The 19,062-nt window shown below is 24.9% G+C and carries 18 protein-coding genes and 1 other RNA gene; 8 read left to right on the top strand and 11 right to left on the bottom strand.

Annotated elements, in window-relative coordinates; genetic code table 11:
- Positions 1 to 94 precede the first annotated feature (94 nt).
- The 3 genes from aroC (at position 95) to IX46_RS00480 (ending at position 2,770) form a co-directional block, all read left to right on the top strand.
- Positions 95 to 1,159, top strand: a complete 1,065-nt coding sequence (gene aroC / locus IX46_RS00490; RefSeq protein WP_053940078.1) for a chorismate synthase — start codon at positions 95 to 97, stop codon at positions 1,157 to 1,159.
- Positions 1,160 to 1,641: 482 nt separating this feature from the next.
- The gene (gene dapA / locus IX46_RS00485; RefSeq protein WP_053940077.1) at positions 1,642 to 2,517 is read left to right on the top strand and encodes a 4-hydroxy-tetrahydrodipicolinate synthase; all 876 of its coding nucleotides are present in this window, start codon (positions 1,642 to 1,644) and stop codon (positions 2,515 to 2,517) included.
- A complete protein-coding gene (locus IX46_RS00480) occupies positions 2,504 to 2,770 on the top strand; it encodes a hypothetical protein (RefSeq protein WP_053940076.1) in 267 nt (88 codons plus the stop codon). Before dapA ends, IX46_RS00480 begins: the two co-directional genes overlap by 14 nt.
- A gap of 124 nt (positions 2,771 to 2,894) precedes the next feature.
- Here the strand turns inward: IX46_RS00480 and dapE are convergent, their stop codons facing one another.
- From dapE to IX46_RS00460, 4 genes are all read right to left on the bottom strand, one after another.
- Positions 2,895 to 4,022, bottom strand: coding sequence for a succinyl-diaminopimelate desuccinylase (dapE, locus tag IX46_RS00475; RefSeq protein ID WP_053940075.1), 1,128 nt, complete (start codon positions 4,020 to 4,022; stop codon positions 2,895 to 2,897).
- Between the two features lie 97 nt (positions 4,023 to 4,119).
- Positions 4,120 to 6,117 carry a transketolase gene (gene tkt, locus IX46_RS00470; RefSeq protein ID WP_053940074.1) on the bottom strand — a complete coding sequence of 666 codons (1,998 nt, stop codon included), beginning with the start codon at positions 6,115 to 6,117 and terminating at the stop codon, positions 4,120 to 4,122.
- Between the two features lie 52 nt (positions 6,118 to 6,169).
- On the bottom strand, positions 6,170 to 7,120 hold the full coding sequence (tal, locus tag IX46_RS00465; protein ID WP_053940073.1) for a transaldolase: 951 nt from the start codon (positions 7,118 to 7,120) through the stop codon (positions 6,170 to 6,172).
- Between the two features lie 115 nt (positions 7,121 to 7,235).
- Entirely contained in the window at positions 7,236 to 8,453 is a 1,218-nt protein-coding gene (locus tag IX46_RS00460; protein ID WP_053940072.1) for a beta-ketoacyl synthase N-terminal-like domain-containing protein, read from the bottom strand.
- 127 nt (positions 8,454 to 8,580) lie between these two features.
- Here IX46_RS00460 and rsmI point away from each other — a divergent pair, with 127 nt between their 5' ends.
- Positions 8,581 to 9,435 carry a 16S rRNA (cytidine(1402)-2'-O)-methyltransferase gene (gene rsmI / locus IX46_RS00455; protein WP_082249196.1) on the top strand — a complete coding sequence of 285 codons (855 nt, stop codon included), beginning with the start codon at positions 8,581 to 8,583 and terminating at the stop codon, positions 9,433 to 9,435.
- 35 nt (positions 9,436 to 9,470) lie between these two features.
- Positions 9,471 to 9,855: RNase P RNA component class A (gene rnpB / locus IX46_RS03040), an RNA gene on the top strand.
- Between the two features lie 71 nt (positions 9,856 to 9,926).
- Here the strand turns inward: rnpB and pmbA are convergent.
- Entirely contained in the window at positions 9,927 to 11,270 is a 1,344-nt protein-coding gene (pmbA, locus tag IX46_RS00445; RefSeq protein WP_053940070.1) for a metalloprotease PmbA, read from the bottom strand.
- 195 nt (positions 11,271 to 11,465) lie between these two features.
- On the opposite strand from pmbA, the gene ppa reads away from it, so the two are divergent.
- Positions 11,466 to 12,005 (top strand): inorganic diphosphatase, encoded by a 540-nt coding sequence (gene ppa, locus IX46_RS00440; RefSeq protein ID WP_053940069.1) that lies wholly within the window; start codon positions 11,466 to 11,468, stop codon positions 12,003 to 12,005.
- A gap of 13 nt (positions 12,006 to 12,018) precedes the next feature.
- On the opposite strand, the gene IX46_RS00435 is transcribed toward ppa, so the two are convergent.
- A complete protein-coding gene (locus IX46_RS00435) occupies positions 12,019 to 14,703 on the bottom strand; it encodes a hypothetical protein (protein WP_053940068.1) in 2,685 nt (894 codons plus the stop codon).
- 225 nt (positions 14,704 to 14,928) lie between these two features.
- Between IX46_RS00435 and rpmB the strand changes: the two genes are divergently transcribed.
- Both rpmB and rpmG read left to right on the top strand, forming a co-directional pair.
- A complete protein-coding gene (gene rpmB, locus IX46_RS00430; RefSeq protein WP_053940067.1) occupies positions 14,929 to 15,156 on the top strand; it encodes a 50S ribosomal protein L28 in 228 nt (75 codons plus the stop codon).
- A gap of 9 nt (positions 15,157 to 15,165) precedes the next feature.
- Positions 15,166 to 15,333, top strand: a complete 168-nt coding sequence (gene rpmG / locus IX46_RS00425; protein ID WP_053940066.1) for a 50S ribosomal protein L33 — start codon at positions 15,166 to 15,168, stop codon at positions 15,331 to 15,333.
- Between the two features lie 101 nt (positions 15,334 to 15,434).
- On the opposite strand, the gene fliR is transcribed toward rpmG, so the two are convergent.
- Genes fliR through IX46_RS00400 form a run of 5 tightly spaced genes read right to left on the bottom strand, consistent with a single transcriptional unit; the run spans position 15,435 to position 18,962 of the window.
- A complete protein-coding gene (gene fliR, locus IX46_RS00420) occupies positions 15,435 to 16,214 on the bottom strand; it encodes a flagellar biosynthetic protein FliR (protein ID WP_053940521.1) in 780 nt (259 codons plus the stop codon).
- Complete coding sequence (gene fliQ / locus IX46_RS00415) at positions 16,214 to 16,483, bottom strand: flagellar biosynthesis protein FliQ (RefSeq protein ID WP_053940065.1); 270 nt, start codon at positions 16,481 to 16,483, stop codon at positions 16,214 to 16,216. The genes fliR and fliQ overlap by 1 nt, the downstream gene beginning before the upstream one ends.
- A 19-nt stretch (positions 16,484 to 16,502) precedes the next feature.
- Positions 16,503 to 17,639 carry a flagellar type III secretion system pore protein FliP gene (gene fliP / locus IX46_RS03250; RefSeq protein ID WP_071880105.1) on the bottom strand — a complete coding sequence of 379 codons (1,137 nt, stop codon included), beginning with the start codon at positions 17,637 to 17,639 and terminating at the stop codon, positions 16,503 to 16,505.
- 29 nt (positions 17,640 to 17,668) lie between these two features.
- On the bottom strand, positions 17,669 to 18,031 hold the full coding sequence (gene fliN / locus IX46_RS00405; protein WP_053940064.1) for a flagellar motor switch protein FliN: 363 nt from the start codon (positions 18,029 to 18,031) through the stop codon (positions 17,669 to 17,671).
- Positions 18,032 to 18,059: 28 nt separating this feature from the next.
- Positions 18,060 to 18,962: a hypothetical protein gene (locus tag IX46_RS00400; RefSeq protein ID WP_053940063.1), complete on the bottom strand. Its 903-nt coding sequence runs from the start codon at positions 18,960 to 18,962 to the stop codon at positions 18,060 to 18,062.
- Between the last annotated feature and the right edge of the window lie 100 nt (positions 18,963 to 19,062).

Genomic DNA, 19,062 nt, shown 5'->3' with positions numbered 1-19,062 from the left:
TACCCAATAAAAATGTTTTCTACAATGATATCATTTAAATCTCAATTATTTATAGTGTAAAAATTTGTGTATAAACAATTAAAAGAAGAAAAATATGGCTGGAAATACAATTGGAAAAATATTCTGTGTCACAACTTTTGGTGAATCACATGGTAAAGCATTAGGGTGTGTAGTTGATGGTGTACCACCAGGTTTAGAATTATCTCTTCATGACTTACAACATGATTTAAATCGAAGAAAACCTGGTTCTTCTAGATACACTACCCAAAGATCTGAATCAGATCAAGTTCAAATACTTTCTGGAGTGTTTAATGGTATAACCACAGGAACAAGTATTGGTCTACTTGTTTATAACACTGACCAAAGATCTCAAGATTACCAGGATATAAAAAATTTATTCAGACCAGGACATGCTGATTATACTTATGAAAAAAAATATGGTATTAGAGATTATCGAGGAGGAGGAAGAGCATCAGCACGAGAAACTGTTATGAGAGTCGCAGCAGGAGCTATTGCAAAAAAATATCTTAAAAGTCAACATGGAATAATAATTCGAGGATATTTATCAGCAATAGGTGATATTCAATGTCCATTCGAATCATGGGAAGAAATAAATAATAATCCGTTTTTTTGTTCTAATTCGAAAAAAATAGAAAATATAAAAAAATTAGTTAAGGAATTAAAAAAAGCAGGCGATTCAATTGGAGCTGAAATAACAATTATCGCTGAAAATGTTCCCATAGGCATTGGAGAACCAGTCTTTGACCGAATAGATGCAGACTTAGCGCATGCATTGATGAGTATTAATGCAGTTAAAGGAGTAGAGATTGGAGATGGTTTTTTAGTTGTCAAACAAAGAGGCAGCCAAAATCGAGATGAAATTACTCAAGATGGTTTTAGAAGTAATCATTCAGGAGGAATATTAGGAGGGATTAGCAATGGTGAAAAAATTATATTAAAAGCAGCGTTCAAACCTACTTCAAGTATACGAATACCCGCACAAACAATTAATATACATAATGAAAAAACAGAAATAGTAGTAAAAGGTCGGCATGATCCATGTGTTGGTATCCGAGCTGTTCCAATCACAGAAGCTATGGTTGCAATTGTGGTTATGGATCATATATTAAGATTTAGAGCGCAGTGTGATAAAAAATAATTGGCATATTTAATGAACAATAATTTTTGATAATAACATTATATATTTAGTAAAATAACAACGTTATTATTGAAAAATATATTTTTTCTTATTCTTTAAACAAATTAGACAGTCAGATTTAGCACTATCTAATTAATAATTAAAAATAAAAGCAATAATTTTAAATATTATGATAATTTTTTATAATTTTTATATTTATATTTTATATTGATAAAATCAAGTTATCTTTGAAAGTAAAATTTATTTTTATTAAAACATTATTTATAGAAATTTTCAACACTAACTGAAATATTTAAATACCAATTAAATGTGTAAAAGTCATGTTTAACATCTATTAAAAATACAATTTATATTTAAAGTTATACTAATCAAACAATTAAATTAATTAAAATCATAATAAACGCATATGTATAATTTTATCTAATTCGTATTCAATATTAAATAAATATACAATGAAATATTTTTTACGAAGGAAAAAAATAATGTTCACAGGAAGTATCGTAGCTCTAATTACACCAATGAATAAATCAGGCGGAATTTGTCATTCTAGTTTAAAAAATTTAATTGATTACCATGTTTTAAATAAAACTAAAGCAATTGTTTCTATTGGAACAACTGGAGAATCAGCTACTTTAAGTCAAGAAGAACATATTAAAGTTGTCATGTCAACATTAGAAATTGCAAATAAAAGGATTCCTATTATTGCAGGTACAGGTGCAAATGCTACAACCGAAGCAATATCCTTAACTAAAAGATTTGAAACATCTGGAATTGCAGCTTGTCTTACTGTAACTCCATATTATAATAAACCTACTCAAGAAGGATTATATCAGCATTTCAAAGCAATTTCAGAAAATACAGAATTACCGCAAATTTTATATAATGTTCCTAGTCGTACAGGATGTGACTTATTGCCTGTAACAATTTCTCGTTTGTCTCAATTTAAAAACATCATTGGAATAAAAGAAGCAAGTGGAGATTTATCAAGAATTAATCAAATAAAAAAAATAGTAAAAAATAATTTTTTACTAATTAGCGGTGATGATGCAACAGCATTAGATTTCATACAATTAGGTGGTCAAGGCGTCATATCAGTTACAGCAAATATTGCTGCAAAAGAAATGACAAAAATGTGTTCATATGCATTAAAGGGTGATTTTAAAAATGCTCGATCTATAAATGAACGCTTATCTTTATTACATGAAGCATTATTTATAGAGCCAAATCCAATTCCAATTAAATGGCTTGCTAAAAAAATGGGTTTAATAAAAAATGATACACTTCGATTACCAATGACTCCAATTTCATCTGTCGGAAAAGTTCAACTGGAAAAAGCTCTTCAATATGCTAACTTTTAATAAAAATAAACTTTTTTTTAAAAAAAAAATTATTATTTTAGAAATTTTTATTTCGCTTTCATTGACTTCTTGCAACTTAAACATTTTGCAAAACCATCCTAGACATTGTACTAACGACAATAATCAAAATAAAATTAATAAGTTAATTATTCCTAAAGAAATAAATTTTCCTCATGAAGATGAAGAATATACAATACCTTATACAGAACAAGATTTAACAAGAAAAAAAATTGATATTTTGCCCCCTGTATAAATTAATTAAAAACAATAAACATATAACAAATTTTATTTGTACATTTAGAGTATACGTGCAGATTATCTCAATAGATATTCTGCATCGTTTATAATTAAATAAGTTTTTTAATTTTTATGCTTTGTTATATAAACAACTTTTTCATAATATCTTCATAAATTAAAGCTAATGTTTGTAAATCAGATATTTTGACGCATTCATTAACTTTATGAATAGTATTATTAGTTAACCCTAATTCTATTATTTCAGGATTAAGTTTTGTTATAAAACGTCCATCTGAAGTTCCACCATCTGTAGATAAAACTGGTTTATGCTTAGTAATGCTTAAAATAGATTTCATGACGATATTAGTTAAAAATCTTTTTTTTGTAATAAAAGGCAGTCCAGATAAATACCATTTTATGGAATAATTCACATTATTTGTTTCTAATATTTTTATAAATTTTAATTTAATTTGATCTTCAGATATTTCATTGCTAAAACGAAAATTAAATTGTGTCAATAAAGAATCCGGAATTATGTTACTATTTCCATTACCTGCACGAATATTCGAAACATTTATGCTAGTTGGTGAAAAAAAAGTATTACCTTGATCTAATGGCATAGATAATAATCTTAAAATAATAGGTAATCCCCTGTGAATTGGATTGTCTGCTAAATGAGGATATGCAATATGACCTTGGATACCTAAAATTTTTAACTTAGCTGTTAAAGAACCACGTCGTCCATTCTTTATACAATCACCAATTTTATTGATGCTAGTTGGTTCGCCGATTATACAATAGTCAATTACCTCTTTTTGAGAAATTAAATAATCTACTATTTTTTTTGTTCCATCAATAGCAGAAGATTCTTCATCTGAAGTAATTAAAAAAGATAATCTTCCTTTATGATTCGAGTGTTTTTTTATAAATCTTTTCGATGCTATTAGCATAGCAGCTAAAGCACCCTTCATATCTGATGCGCCTCTTCCAAATAAAATACCATTTTTCACTATAGGATCAAATGGATTATTATTCCAATGGTTATATTCTCCAGGTGAAACTACATCTGTATGACCTGCAAATGTCAAAGTTTTACCTAATCCTCTAGTAGCCCAAAAATTTTTTGTGTCATTAACATTGATTTCTTTTATGCTAAATCCAAGTTTAGATAAGAAATTCATTATGATATCTTGGCAACCTAAATCTTTTGGACTAATAGATGGAATTTGAATTAATTTTTTTGACAATTCAGTGACTGAGCAAATCATATTTTTCTCGTTAAATGTTTTTTATAATTTTTTAAGTATTAAACAAATTACTAAAATGGGGCCAAAGCCCCTAATAGCTAATTATGATAAATTAAAATTAATATTGTAAAAAATTTTTTGATTTGTTGACTATGTTTTCTATAGTAAAACCAAAATTTTTAAATAAAATATCGGCTGGAGCTGATTTTCCAAAGGTTTTCATGCCAATAATTAAACCGTTTATTCCTACATATTTATACCAAAAATCTTTTATACTTGCCTCTATTGCGATTCTTTTAGTCACATAAGAAGGAAGTATATATTCTTTATACTCATTTTCTTGTCTGTCAAAAACGTTATTAGAAGGCATAGAAATGACACGAACAGAATAACCTAAAGACATAATTTTTTTTGCAGCAAGTAAAGTAATGTAAACTTCTGAACCAGTTGATATAAAAATAATATCAATAGTTTTTTTAGATTCATATAATATATATGCTCCGCGCGAAATGCTATTTAATTGCTCATTATTTCTGTCAATTTGAGATAAATTCTGACGCGATAAAATTAACGCTGTTGGACCTTGTTTTTTTTCAATTGCAAATTTCCATGCTGTAGCAGTTTCTACCTGATCACAAGGTCGCCATACGTCTATATTAGGAGTCATTCTTAAATTAGCTAACTGTTCTATTGGTTGGTGAGTAGGACCATCTTCACCTAGTCCAATAGAATCATGAGTATATATAAAAATATGTTTAGTATTCATTAAAGCAGCCATACGAACAGCATTTCTTGCATATTCAACAAACATTAAAAATGTTGAAGTATATGGAATAAATCCGCCATGATGTGAAATACCATTAGCAATGGCTGTCATTCCAAATTCACGAACACCGTAATGAATATAATTACCAGATGAATTCTCTGCTATTGAACTAGAAGATGAACAGATGGTTAAATTACTAGGTGATAGATCCGCTGAACCACCTATCAACTCAGGTAGTAATTTTACAAATTTTTCTAAAGTGTTTTGAGAAGCACTTCGGCTTGCTATGTTTTCAGGGTTATTTTGTAATTTGATAATATAATCAGTAGTTTTTTGATGCCATTTTTCAGGAAGATCTTTTCTAAAACGTCTCAAATATTCTTTAGCTAACTCAGGATATTTTACTTGATATAAAGAAAATTTTTTATTCCATTCTTGTTCTAATTTGAATCCTTGTTTAACAAAATCCCATTTTTTATAAATTTCTTGGGGAATTTCAAAAGGTAGATATTTCCATTTTAAATTTTTTCTTGTTAAATTAATTTCAGATTCTCCAAGAGGAGCGCCATGAGATTCCGATGTTCCTGATTTATTGGGTGATCCAAAACCAATAATAGTATTACAAATAATTATAGAAGGCTTGTCTTTTATAGACATTGCTTCTTGAATACTTTTTTTGATAGAACTTGAATGATGCCCGTTTACTTTATCTATTACATGCCAGTTATAAGACTTAAAACGCATTACTGTATCATCTGTAAACCAATTTGATACTTTTCCATCTATTGAAATACCGTTACTATCATAAAAAACAATTAATTTTCCTAATTTTAATGTTCCTGCTAAAGAACAAACTTCATGTGAAATTCCCTCCATTAAACACCCATCTCCCGCAAACACCCAAGTATAGTGATTTACTATATCAAAGTGTAAACGATTAAAATAAGCGCTTAATGTTTTTTCTGCAATAGCCATACCTACAGCATTTGCTAAACCTTGACCTAATGGACCAGTAGTAGTTTCAACACCAGGAGTTTCATTGATTTCAGGGTGACCTGGAGTTTTAGAATTAAACTGTCTAAATTTTTTAATTTCTTCTATTGATACATCATACCCAGTAAGATGTAATAAGCTATAGAGCAACATTGAACCATGGCCATTAGATAAAATAAATCGATCTCTATTATCCCATTTTGGATTTTTTGGGTTATGTTTTAAAAAATTCCTCCATAATACTTCTGCGATATCAGCCATGCCCATGGGCATACCTGGATGACCCGATTTTGCATTTTGAACTGCATCAACACTTAGTATACGAATTGCATTCGATAACTCTCTTTCTAAAGACATAGATTTTTCCTAAGCTATAATTTTATAAAAAATTAATATTTTAATTTAATGTTTATATTAGTTTTGAGATAATTTTCTCTAAAAGAACTTGATCTTTCCCAAAGTTTCTTATACCTTCTGATAATTTTTGAACAGCCATTTTATCTTGATTATGTTCCCATCTAAATTCTTCTTCAGAAAGAGCTGTAGGTGGTTTCGTAAAAGTAGTAGGTGGAATTAATTTTCTATCAAATACTTCATTACTTAATTCCAGCTCTTTCAATAATATAGGAGAAATAGTTAATCGATCACATCCAGATAATAATAAGATTTGTTTAACATTGCGAAAACTAGCCCCCATAATAATAGTTTTATAATTATGTTTTTTATAAAAATTATATATTTTTCGAACAGAAATCACTCCTGGATCTTCGTTGCTAGAAAAATTTGATATTAAATTTTGATCTACATACCAATCATAAATACGACCAACAAAAGGAGATATTAAAAATATTTTTGATTCTGCGCAAGCGCGTGCTTGAGCAAAGGAAAATAAAAGAGTTAAATTACAAAAAATATTATCTTTTTTTAACTCTTCTGCTGCCTTTATGCATTCCCATGTAGCTGCTAGTTTAATTAATACTCGTTGTCTAGAAACACCTTGATTTTCGTACATTTGAACTATTTTTTTTGCTTTTAAAATACACTTATCTTGATTAAAAGACAAACGAGCATCTACTTCACTAGAAATATAACCTGGTATATATTTTAAAATTTCCACACCGAGATCAACTAAAATTTTATCGCTGGCATTTAGTAATTGTTCTTGTTGTGATCCTCCTTTTTTTTTAGCATATTCCACCGCTTGATTAAGAAATTTTTGATTTTTATGTAAATTTACTGCGTTTAATATTAAAGAAGGATTTGTAGTTGCATCTTCCGGTTTATATTTGCAAATAGAATCTATATCACTTGTATCTGCTACAATTGTTGTAAATTGTCTTAATAATTCTAACTGATTCATTGTGTATTACTCTTATTATTAAAGTTCAAAAAATATAATAAAAGATAAAAAAATCTCTTACTTTTTTAATAATATATATTAAATATTTAATTTAAATTATATTAACTTTACAAAATTAGTATTTTTTTAATATTAAAGAAACATTAGTTCCTCCAAATCCAAAACTATTACACATTGCTGTTGTAATTTTTTGTGAAATAGTTTTTTGCACAATATTCATATTTTTTGCATAAGGATCTAATATTTCAATATTAATTGAAGGAGATATAAAATTATATTGTAACATTAATAAAGTATAAATAATTTCATGTACTCCAGATGCACCTAAAGAATGACCAGTTATAGACTTCGTTGCCGAAATCATTGGTTTTTTTTCATCAACAAAAGATTGTTTAATTGCTCTTAATTCAATTAGATCACCAATTTTCGTTGATGTTCCGTGAACATTTAAATAATCAATAGATAAATTTTTTTTATTTTTTGCTAAATTCATACATCTTAAAGCACCTTCCCCGGAAGGTATAACCATATTAACACCATCAGATGTTGCCGCATATCCAATAATTTCAGCATAAATAGGAGCAGAGCGAGCAAGCGCTGAATTTAAATTTTCGATGACCACAATACCTGCTCCTCCTGATATTACAAAACCATCTCGTTTACAATCATATACACGAGATGCTCTTGTAGGATTTTTGTTAAAACTTGAAGAAAGAACTCTCATTGAATCGAACTCAGCAGCTAATTCGCAGCTTACTTCTTCACCACCACCCGCAAAGATAAGATCTTGCTTTCCGTATCTGATCAACTCAAAAGCATTTCCGATGCAATGTGCAGAAGTAGCGCAAGCAGAATTAATGGAATAATTGACACCATAAATTTTAAATATAGTTGATAAACAAGCAGAAATTCCAGATGTCATAGATTTAATTGCAGTATATGGATTTAAATAACGAAAACTAAAACGATTTTTTTTTATATTTATACTTTTAACATAATCTGCACGAGAACCTCCTCCTGAACCAACAATCAATCCAACGCGAGCATTTTTTTGGTAATGTTTATTTTTTAAATGAGCATCTTTAATTGCTTGCTCCATAGATAGAAAAGCATAAATAGAAGCATCAGTCATAAAACGAGACATTTTTTTACTTATGAAATTTTTATGTTCTAATTTAATATTTCCCCACACATGACTACGCATACCTAGTTCTTTCATTTGTTCTGAAAATGTTATTCCAGAACGACCATGATATAAAGAATTTAAAACTTCTTCTTTATTATTACCGATACTAGAAATGATACCAAACCCTGTAATGACCACTCTTTTCACTAACTTTCCTTCTAAAAATAAATTTTTTTTTAATTAAATATAAAAAGATTAAATTTAACATTGTTTATATAATAAATAATTAACTTTCTTTGATTAAAATCAATACAAAACATATTTGGATAAAAAAGTGAATTTTAAAAATACTGGCATTCTTTACATTGTGCCAACACCTATTGGTAATTTGTCTGACATTACTTATCGCGCTTTAAAAATATTACAAGAAGTCGATCTAATAGCATGTGAAAATATTAAACATACTAATATTTTACTAAAACATTTTAATATAAAAAATATCTTAATATCTTTTAATAAATTTAATGAATTTCAAAAAAGTGATCGTTTAATCCAAGAATTAGAAAAAGGAAAAAAAATTGCTTTAGTATCGAGCGCAGGAACCCCGTTAATCAATGATCCAGGATATATATTAATTAAAAAATGTCATCTTTTTAAAATTCAAATCATTCCACTTCCTGGTGCTTGTGCTGCTATTACTGCATTAAGTGCCTCTGGAGTATCTACTAGTAGTTTTTGTTATGAAGGATTTCTTCCTTCTAAAAAAAAGTTAAGACGTAGTTTATTAAATTCTTTAAAAAAAGAAAAACGCACAATTATTTTATACGAATCAAAATATAGAGTAATTGAAACTGTTCAAGATATAATAAACGAAATTGGAGCAAACAGACATATAGTAATTGCTAGAGAAATTACAAAAAAATGGGAAATTATTTATGGAAATAAAGCTCATATAATATTTAATTGGATTAAAGAAGACCAAAATCGCTATAATAAAGGAGAAAATGTTATTATTATAGATGGTTATAAGGAATCGAAAAATATAAATCTTTCAGATAAGATAATAAATACTTTTACTCTATTAAGAAAGGTTTTGTCATTAAAACAATCAGTTCTTATTACTTCAAAAATTCACAAAACCAATAAAAATGATTTATATCAATATGCAATACAACACGAAGAAAAGTGACATTTTAATTTAAATAATATATAATTCTATACAAAGAAGTTGACTAAAACAGTCGCTGTTTAGTTATATGCTAAAGAGAGGAAAGTCCGGGCTCCATAGAGCAAGGTGCCAGGTAACACCTGGAAAGTGCGAACTTATGACTAGTGCAACAGAAAAAAAACCACCAAATTTAATATTTTATATATTATTAAAAATGGAAAGGGTGAAAAGGTGTGGTAAGAGCACACCGCATAATTGGAGACAATTTATGGCATGGTAAACTCCACCTGGAGCAAAGTCAAATATAGGTTATATTATTTTTATAATAATAGTATTGCTCGTACTACAAACCTGGGTAGACTGCTTGAATTAGCAAGTAATTGCTAATCTAGATGAATGACTGTTTTAAAACAGAACCCGGCTTATCAGTCAACTTCTTGATATAAAAAATAAAATTTTTAAAAAGGTAATAAATTTATTACCTTTTATTTAAATCACTTTACAAATCCAAACTAATTTCCTGAAATCTGCATTTCGGATATTAATATAGAACCACATTTAATATTATTTCGAATATCAATATCATTGCTGATGCTAAGAATGTTTAGCCACATATTTTTTAAATTTCCGGATATTGTAATTTCATTTACCGGATATTGAATTTTCCCATTTTCAACCCAAAAACCCATAGCTCCTTGTGAATAATTTCCACTAACAATATCTATTCCTTGACCCATTAACTCAGTAACTAACAATCCAGTGTTCATATTTTTTAACAAGTCTTGAAATGATATATTTTGATTGGAAACTAACCAATTATGAATACCTCCAGAATTTCCTGTACTAATCAGTCCTAATCTGCGACCATTATAACTATCAAGTAACCAAGTAGATAGTATTCCATTTTGAATGATATATTTTACAATCGTTTTTACACCTTCATTATCGAAAGGCTTACTTCCTAATCCTTGTGGAATATGTGGATTTTCTATAATACTTAACCAACTAGGAAAAATTTTTTTTCGAAAATCGTGCAGTAAAAAAGTAGATTTACGATATACATTATCACCAGTAATAGCTGGAATAAGATGGGAAAAAAAGTTAGAAGATATTTCTCTTGAAAATATAATTGAAGCTTTCATAGTATTAATTTTTCTAGCACCTAATCGATCGATAGCACGTTGTGCAGTTTTTTTCCCTAAAATAATGGGTTGTTCTAAATTTTCTATTTTTCTAGATGTGGAATAATAAAAATCTCTTTGCATTGAATTTTTTTCTTTTGCAATCATACAATTATAAGCTGAATAAAGAGTAGATTTATATTTCTCTAACATTCCTAAGCTATTTCCTAAAACATTTATAGTAGTGTGGCTGCTAAAAAAACTTCCTTCACTATTAACAATTCTTTTATCTAATTTAAATGCTTCTTTTTCTGCTATAGAGGCGTAATTAATTCCGTTTTCTATACTCATATCAGAAAGATGAAATAAATCAAGATCGTCAGAATTAAAACAAAGTAATTTTATATCAGGTAAACCTATAAAAAAATCAGAAGAAGAATTTTTAGAAATATCTATAGCAACATTTAACATTTTTTTAATGCTATCTATACTAAAATCTTTAGATGAAACACTACCTTTAGAAAATTTGTTATATACAGTAATAAATAAAACTCTATCACTATTAAATTCTATATTTTCTACAATACTGTTTCTAACATTAATATTAAATCCTATTGTTTTTTTAGCAGATACTTCAATAGAACAGTTCATTATTTGTTTCGCTAGTTTAAGAGTAGTATTCACTGTATTTATGAGTAGGTTTTCTTCTTGTCTAATTTGATGAATTGATTTCATTTGTAACTCCTTAATAAATATATATAATATATAAATAGAATATATTAATATTAATTTATAAATAACTATATAAAAAAATAATTATTTTTAAAATAAACAATATTTATTAATTGTTATACAGTTATAATTGTGAAAAAACTAAAAACATTTAACATATAAAAACAGTATCTTTAAGATATAAAAGAGTAAAAATTAATGAATTATAATACAGTTATCGCAGGAGAGAATATACCAAATGATATATACGCTATCATTGAGATACCATCTAATTCATCTCCTATTAAATATGAAATAGATAAAAATTCAGGTTTACTTTTCGTAGATCGTTTTATATCTACACCAATGTTTTATCCTTGTAACTATGGATACATCAATCAAACATTATCCATGGACGGAGATCCTTTAGATGTTTTAGTCCCATCTCCATATCCTATACAATCTGGATCTGTTATTCACTGTAGACCGATTGGCATACTAAAAATGCAAGATGAATCAGGAGATGACTGTAAGATTATAGCTGTACCAAAAAGTAAAATTTGTAAAGAATATCAAAACGTTAAAAGCATTGAAGACATATCCGAGTTACTAAAAAAACAAATAGAACATTTTTTTAAATATTATAAAAAAATAGAAACAGGTAAGTGGACAAAAATTATAGGATGGGACAATAAAAAATCTGCGCAATTAGAAATTAGTTTGTCATATAATCGATTCAAAAACAAAAAAAAAATATAAAAACTATTTTTTTCTAAAAAATAAAATTCTTTTCATTAATGTGAAAATTAAACAAAAAAGATTTTAAATATCCAATTAAATCATATTTTAATAAAAAATAATGTAAATTTAATTGAGAAGAAAGATTTAATTTGATTTTTGGAAGAATAAAAAAAAATACTTGATTACTACTAAAAAAAATGTTCCATTCTGTAGAATTAACAATTTTATTTTTTGAATTTAAGTATAGTTGAAATAACACATTACCTTGCTTTATAAAAATTGATTGATTAATTTTTATATGTTTTACCAAATTTAAAGAAGGATAAAAAAATAACATAATATATTTTAATATTTTATTACTTTTAATATAAAAATTTTTCAAATGCATATCAGCCAATATATGAGGCTGATATAAAGTGTGTAAAACATGTATTTTCCCACTACATTTACCGTTAATTGCTGTGGGGTGTGCAATAAAAAAATTCAAAATAGAACAAGGAAAATGCAATAAAAAATATTTACCTTGTATATGTTGTTTATGAAAAATGTCGTAAATATTTAAAAATCCAAATAATTTATTATTTTTATTTTTTGAAGGATATATTACTAAACGAGTTGTAAGATTATTTTTTTTTAAATTAATTAGAAATTTTAAAAATGATATTTTTTTAGAAAAAATTTTATTTTTTATTTTTTTATATAATGTCGTATTTTTACTATATAAAAATATTTTTATATTAGAAAATTTATTTATTTTATTTGATATGCATGTTGTTTGAAAAAATAAATTAGTTTTAAAATTAATAGATGAATTAAAAATAGAAAGAAACAAAAACTTTTTAACTTTTTTTATCAGAGAGAAAATATAGCGTTTATATTTAACTGTATTGTATTTATTTTTTTTTGTATTTTTGTTAAAAGCAAATATAATTGGACGTTTATTAAAATTCCATTTCTGATTAAAAGTTGAAATATTAATTTTTTTAAAAATACCTTTCCAAATTTTTTTGTGATGATTTAATTTTCCATTGATAACAAAATTTATATTAAAATTTTTATTTTTCATAAAAAAACAAAATTTTTGCTTAATATCGTTCCAATATAACTTAATATTTAAATAATCTAAACAAAATTTAGATAAATTAATATTTTTTATAGAAAGAAAAACATTTTTTGTAGTATTTTGTTGAGTATTTACATTAAACAAAATTTTCATTTTTTTTAAATAAATTATATTATTCCAATTCAATTTTTCTCCTGAAATAACACCAGAAATAACGGGTGAAAAATAATAACCGTATATATTTAATGTACTTATAATTGCGCCTTTTAAATCTGGGATAAAATCATTTAAATTATTAGCATTAATAGATGAATCAAGATTAATCAATTTAGATACTGATCCTTGTACAAATCCTTTATTTTTTCCTAAAAAAAAACTTATTTTAGGTATTTTTACATTACTAATTTGATTATAGTTTAAAGATCCTGAAACTAGAAATTTTTTATTTATTATGTTGGATTTTAAATTAAAATGAGAAATATTTATACTATTTACTCTACTATTAACATTTTTTGATATATTCACATTACCTGTTAATTTAGAAATATATTGAATATAGGTTTGTTTTTTTAAATCAACTAATTTTTTATCATTAGAAATTGGAATAAAATAAATTTTATTCACAGAGATGTTTGTTAAATTACCATTACAAAAAACATTTAAAAAAACTGATGGCATACCTGATATATTAATAATATTTTTAAATGATAAGTAATAATTATCAACTGTTCCTTTTAAAATGACATTAAAATTTTTAGAAATAAATGTTATATTTTTTTTAACTGGAAATAAAAAACGATGGGTATATAGATGAATATATATAGGATGATATAAATTATTTAATAATACTTTTCCAAATATATTAAATTTAAAAAAATCATTAAATTTTAGTTTAAATATAAATTTTTTATTAATAATACCTTGAAAAAAAACGTTTTTAAATTGGTTCTGAAAAACCTGAATTTTTTTACATTTTATAGATATAAAATTTAAGTTCATTGGAAATGCAAATTGTTTATGATCTAAAAAAAAAGATAAAAAATTGTTTATTTTTTTCTTATTGATAATTTTTTTTGTGTTTAAAAAAATTTTTTGATTGTATTTTTTATAATTAAAAGCAGCATAATCAACATAAGTATCAAGTATAGTAAAATTATTATTAATGAATTTTAATCCACTATATACATTTAATAAAATTATATGTGTATTTTTTGATTTTAACAAAATTTTATCAAAATGTATATTTTTTACAATAACATAGTTATTAAAAAAAATATTTTTTTCTAATGGATTTTTCTTAAAATAATTTTTCTTTGAAGAAAATAAATGGTTTTCATTGAACGAAAAAATTAAGTTTTTTATTTCAATATTTTTAAGAATTTTGTGCGCACTTAATAAAGATTTCGGATCGATTAATATATGAATTCTAGAAGCTTTAATAGATGCGTGAAAGAAATTAAAAGTAATATTTTTTAATGTAAAATCACGCCAATTTCCTGATACTTTTTCCGTTTTAAATCCTAAAAAACAATAATTAGTAATATTAAAAAATAATTTAAATCCAAAATTACTTTCTAATAATAGTATTATTAAAAACAATAAACTAGCAAACAAAATCAAAGATTTAGATAAATATCTCTGATACACATTCATAAAAATAATCCTAAATTAAACATTAATTAGAACTTAAAAATATGAAATTTTATATTATGTTAATTTTTTTAAAAAAATATAATTTTAAATAAATTATTTAAATTTATTTGTTTTCAAAATAAAATAATTTAAAATATAAATAATTAAGTTAATATATACTATATTAGTATGTTATTTAGCATTCTCAAAAAAAATAGTAAAAATTTATTCTAGGAAAAATTTTATATGTCTCGTATATGTCAAGTTACAGGAAAAAAACGTATGATTGGTAATAATCGATCACACGCTTTAAATGCAACAAAAAGAAAATTTTTACCAAATATTCAAAATCATCGATTTTGGATTCCAGAAAAAAAAAGATTTATTAAGCTACGTGTTTCAACTCATGGAATGCGGTGTATTGATAAAAATGGGATAGAATCAATTATAAAAAAAATAAAAAATAAAAAATAAGGATATAACATGGCTAAAAAGAACAGAGAAAAAATCAAAATGATTTCTTCGTCAGGAACAGGACACTATTATACCACTACTAAAAATAAAAGAAATACACCTGATAAGTTAGTTTTGAAAAAATACGATCCAACTGTCCGAAAACATGTATTATACCATGAGGGAAAAATTAAATAATAAAAATTTTAAATAAAATTTAAAAAAAATTTTTAAAAAAATGTTATTTTAAACTAAAGTATAATTTAATATAAATTATACTTTATAAGTACACCAATATGTTACTGCAATTTCAAAAAAGTATTTGATAAAAATAATGTTAATTGATTAAATAAGTGGTTAAAAATAGGAAAAGAAATAAACACTAAATAATATAACATCGATATCCCTATTAGCAAATTTAATGGAAAACCAATAGAAAAAATAGATATTTGAGGTGATAAACGATTTAAAATGCTCATTATTAAACTAGATAATAATAAAAAAATCATAATTGGAAAAATAAGCATTATACTGTTTAAGAAAATATTACTAGCAAATATTAACACATTTAAAAAAATGCTATTATCAAAAAAAATAATGTTAATCGGTATACTATAAAAACTATCAATTAATATGGATATTAAATAAAGATGTGCATCAATCGATAAAAAGAAAGATAACATTAAAATATTTAATAATCTAGATATCACAGAAATACCAATATTATTGTTTGCATTGAAAAATGTTGCAAAAGACAAACCCATCTGAAGACCAATTAATTCTCCTGAAAAATTAATTGTCGCAAATAAAAATTGACAAGTAAAACCCAAAGTGATTCCAATTAAAATCTGCTCTAATAGAAGTAATAAGCCAGACAAAGAGAATAGTTCTGTTTTTATTTGAGGCAAAAATGGAAATATAACCCAACTAATTAATATAGATAAAACTATTTTAGTACTTCTATTTATATGATAATCATTAAAAATTGGAGCAATTGAAAAAAATGCTAAAATACGCACTAATGGACAAAAAAAGTTACTAATAATCGTTATTAATTGTAAATTATTAAATGTTAACATCATTTTATAATTGCTGGTATATTATCAAATAAGTTATGCATGTAATCTAACATAACACCCAACATCCAAGGACCAAGTATAGCAATTACAGATAAAATAGAAATTATTTTAGGAATAAATGAAAGAGTTTGTTCGTTGACTTGTGTAGCTGCTTGTAATATGCTAATAATTAAACCGCTAATTAAAGCAGATAACAACAATGGAGATGAAATCATCAATGCAACTTTCATAGCTTGACTAAATAAAATCATTACATATTCCGGAGTCATAAAAGAGTTCCATCAAAAGTTACACATTAAAACTTTGAGATAGTGAATTCACTAACAATTGCCACCCATCTACTAATACAAATAACATTAATTTAAAAGGTAAAGAAATAGTTGAAGGTGGAACCATCATCATACCAAGAGCCATTAAAACACTAGCGATAACTAAGTCGATAATTAAAAAAGGTATAAAAATAGTAAAACCAATTTGAAAAGCTGTTTTTAACTCGCTAGTAATAAATGAAGGTAATAAAATTCGCATAGGTATTGAACTTTTATCTTTGTAGTAAGAAATATGCGCTATTTTCGAAAATAATTCTAAATCAGATGTTCTTGTTTGATTTAACATAAATTTTTTTAGTGGAGCTGCACCTTTTAAAATAGCTTCATCCATATTAATTTCTTCTTTACTAAAAGGAATATAAGCTTCTTGGTAAATTTTTTCGAAAGTTGGAGACATAATGAAAAAAGTCAAAAAAAGCGCTAAACCTAACAATATTTGATTAGGTGGAGCATATGGAGTTCCTAAAGCATTTCTTAATAACCCAAAAACAATAATAATACGTGTAAAGCTAGTCATCATTAAAAGACAAGCTGGAAGAAAAGTAAGAGCAGTTAAAAAAACTAAAGTTTGTATCGGCAAAGACCAAGTCTGTGTACCATCATTTAAATGGTGAATTACTGGTCCAGGTATACCTGCATATACTAAAGGACAAAATAATAATAAAAATAGAAATGAAATAGTTCGAAATAATATTCCTTTTTTCAAAAAATTTTTAATAAAATTTTTGAAAGAATCGTAAAAATTTTTTTTTGGAAACATAATTTTTTCTTCTTTACCAGGCAACTCTTTTTTTAATTGAGATGTTAATGTATGCAGATGAGTAACATTATTTTTCGTAACACCTAATATTAATTTAACCTGTTGCACTTCTATCATAATAATTGATTCATTAGGTCCTATTGATATTTTTTCTATCATATTCATATAAAAATTTCTTTTATTTTTCTTAAAAGAAATTTTTTTTACAATCCAACTTAAAAATAATATTAATAATATTATTTGAGCTAATGAAGTAGCTATTTGAAAAAAATTTATACTATTAAATACTGATTGATAACTATTTAATTTTAACTGTGATTCAATATTGTTTGTCATAATATTTAAATTTTTTAATTCATAGTATTTTAAGAATTTTTTGTATTGATAATTCTTACACCATATGTGTTTTCCGACGTAACAATTTCACCAAAAGCAACTAATTTACCATTTGCAAAGATTTTTAGAGGATCTTCTTGTTTTTGATTTAAGAAAAGCATACTACCTTTTGACAAATTTAATAATTCTTTTATTTTCAATCTAGATTGACCCAATTCTATAGTTATATCAACTGGTATATCAAATATTATTTCTTTTTTATTTTTTTTTTCATCAGCACTAAAAGATATCGGTTCTTCAAAATTACTTTTGTTTTTAATGTCTATATCATTTACATTATTTATAGAATGATCAATTTTTTCAGAATTATATTTGTTTTTTAATTCATTCATTAAAAAACTCCTTATATCAATAAAAAATTTATATTTTATATATAAATTTTTTTAAAAAAACAACGGATTTTTTATTAAAATTTTTATAACAACCTAAAAATACAGGTATTTTTTCTATATAAGCAATAACTTGATCAGGATTCTCTACCGTTAAAATATCTCCTATAGATAAACTATTATATTTTGTTTTAGATGACATTATTAATTTTATAACAACTTGCAATTCAATATCATGTAAATGAATAACAGGAAAATTTTTTTTAAAATCTATATTTTTTGTTAAACATTTTACATTACTTTTCGAAGAATTTAACTTCTGAAAATATTTTTTAATGACGGAAACAGGCAAAAAGATAGTAAAAAAAACATTTATACTATTTAAACTTAAGTTAAAATAATTAGTGATGTAATTTTCTTTTAAAATAGCATCTTTTTCAATGTTAATAATTTTTGTATAACAATTATGTATATCAATAGAAAAGATATTTTTAAAAAATTTACAATAGGTACTAAAAATAAGTTTGAGAATCTTTTTAATAGTAATTTTTTCTATATATGTGAGATTTCTATTTTGATTAATTTTTTCTCGACAAGTACCATTACCTCCAAATAATAGATCTATAAAAATAGATAATAAATTATCTGAAAAAAATATAAAAAGTTTTTTATTGAAATTTAATATTTCCGTTGTACTAACAAGTAAATATTTAACATCTTTTTCGTTATTTATATACGTATTAAGTTTAATAGAAAAAACATTTAATTTTACATCATTTTTAATAAGATTTGAAAAATATGTCGTTATTTTTTCTATAAATTTTCTATTAATTTTCTCTAATGCTTGAATTTCTTTTATACTTAAAACGTTATGTATTTCTTTTTCTTTATTAGTTGTTTGCTTGATACTATTTACACCGTTACTTTTTCCCATGTATTATGTACCTTATAGGTAAAAGTCATTAAAAGTTATATTGAAATTTATTTTTTAAGTTTTAAACTTAATAAAAAATTTTAATTATATATTCATATAA

Origin of the sequence: Buchnera aphidicola (Aphis glycines), assembly GCF_001280225.1 — a bacterium.
Classification (GTDB): domain Bacteria; phylum Pseudomonadota; class Gammaproteobacteria; order Enterobacterales; family Enterobacteriaceae; genus Buchnera; species Buchnera aphidicola_E.
This window is presented reverse-complemented; position numbering and strand designations above follow the sequence as displayed.

Coding starts and splice junctions, on each gene's coding strand:
- ppa (WP_053940069.1), top strand. CDS start 11,466: ATGAATTATAATACAGTTATCGCAGGAGAGAATATACCAAATGATATA.
- IX46_RS00435 (WP_053940068.1), bottom strand. CDS start 14,703: ATGAATGTGTATCAGAGATATTTATCTAAATCTTTGATTTTGTTTGCT.
- dapE (WP_053940075.1), bottom strand. CDS start 4,022: ATGATTTGCTCAGTCACTGAATTGTCAAAAAAATTAATTCAAATTCCA.
- tal (WP_053940073.1), bottom strand. CDS start 7,120: ATGAATCAGTTAGAATTATTAAGACAATTTACAACAATTGTAGCAGAT.
- fliN (WP_053940064.1), bottom strand. CDS start 18,031: ATGAATGAATTAAAAAACAAATATAATTCTGAAAAAATTGATCATTCT.
- tkt (WP_053940074.1), bottom strand. CDS start 6,117: ATGTCTTTAGAAAGAGAGTTATCGAATGCAATTCGTATACTAAGTGTT.
- IX46_RS00480 (WP_053940076.1), top strand. CDS start 2,504: ATGCTAACTTTTAATAAAAATAAACTTTTTTTTAAAAAAAAAATTATT.
- IX46_RS00400 (WP_053940063.1), bottom strand. CDS start 18,962: ATGGGAAAAAGTAACGGTGTAAATAGTATCAAGCAAACAACTAATAAA.
- dapA (WP_053940077.1), top strand. CDS start 1,642: ATGTTCACAGGAAGTATCGTAGCTCTAATTACACCAATGAATAAATCA.
- pmbA (WP_053940070.1), bottom strand. CDS start 11,270: ATGAAATCAATTCATCAAATTAGACAAGAAGAAAACCTACTCATAAAT.
- fliR (WP_053940521.1), bottom strand. CDS start 16,214: ATGTTAACATTTAATAATTTACAATTAATAACGATTATTAGTAACTTT.
- fliP (WP_071880105.1), bottom strand. CDS start 17,639: ATGACAAACAATATTGAATCACAGTTAAAATTAAATAGTTATCAATCA.
- fliQ (WP_053940065.1), bottom strand. CDS start 16,483: ATGACTCCGGAATATGTAATGATTTTATTTAGTCAAGCTATGAAAGTT.
- aroC (WP_053940078.1), top strand. CDS start 95: ATGGCTGGAAATACAATTGGAAAAATATTCTGTGTCACAACTTTTGGT.
- rpmB (WP_053940067.1), top strand. CDS start 14,929: ATGTCTCGTATATGTCAAGTTACAGGAAAAAAACGTATGATTGGTAAT.
- rpmG (WP_053940066.1), top strand. CDS start 15,166: ATGGCTAAAAAGAACAGAGAAAAAATCAAAATGATTTCTTCGTCAGGA.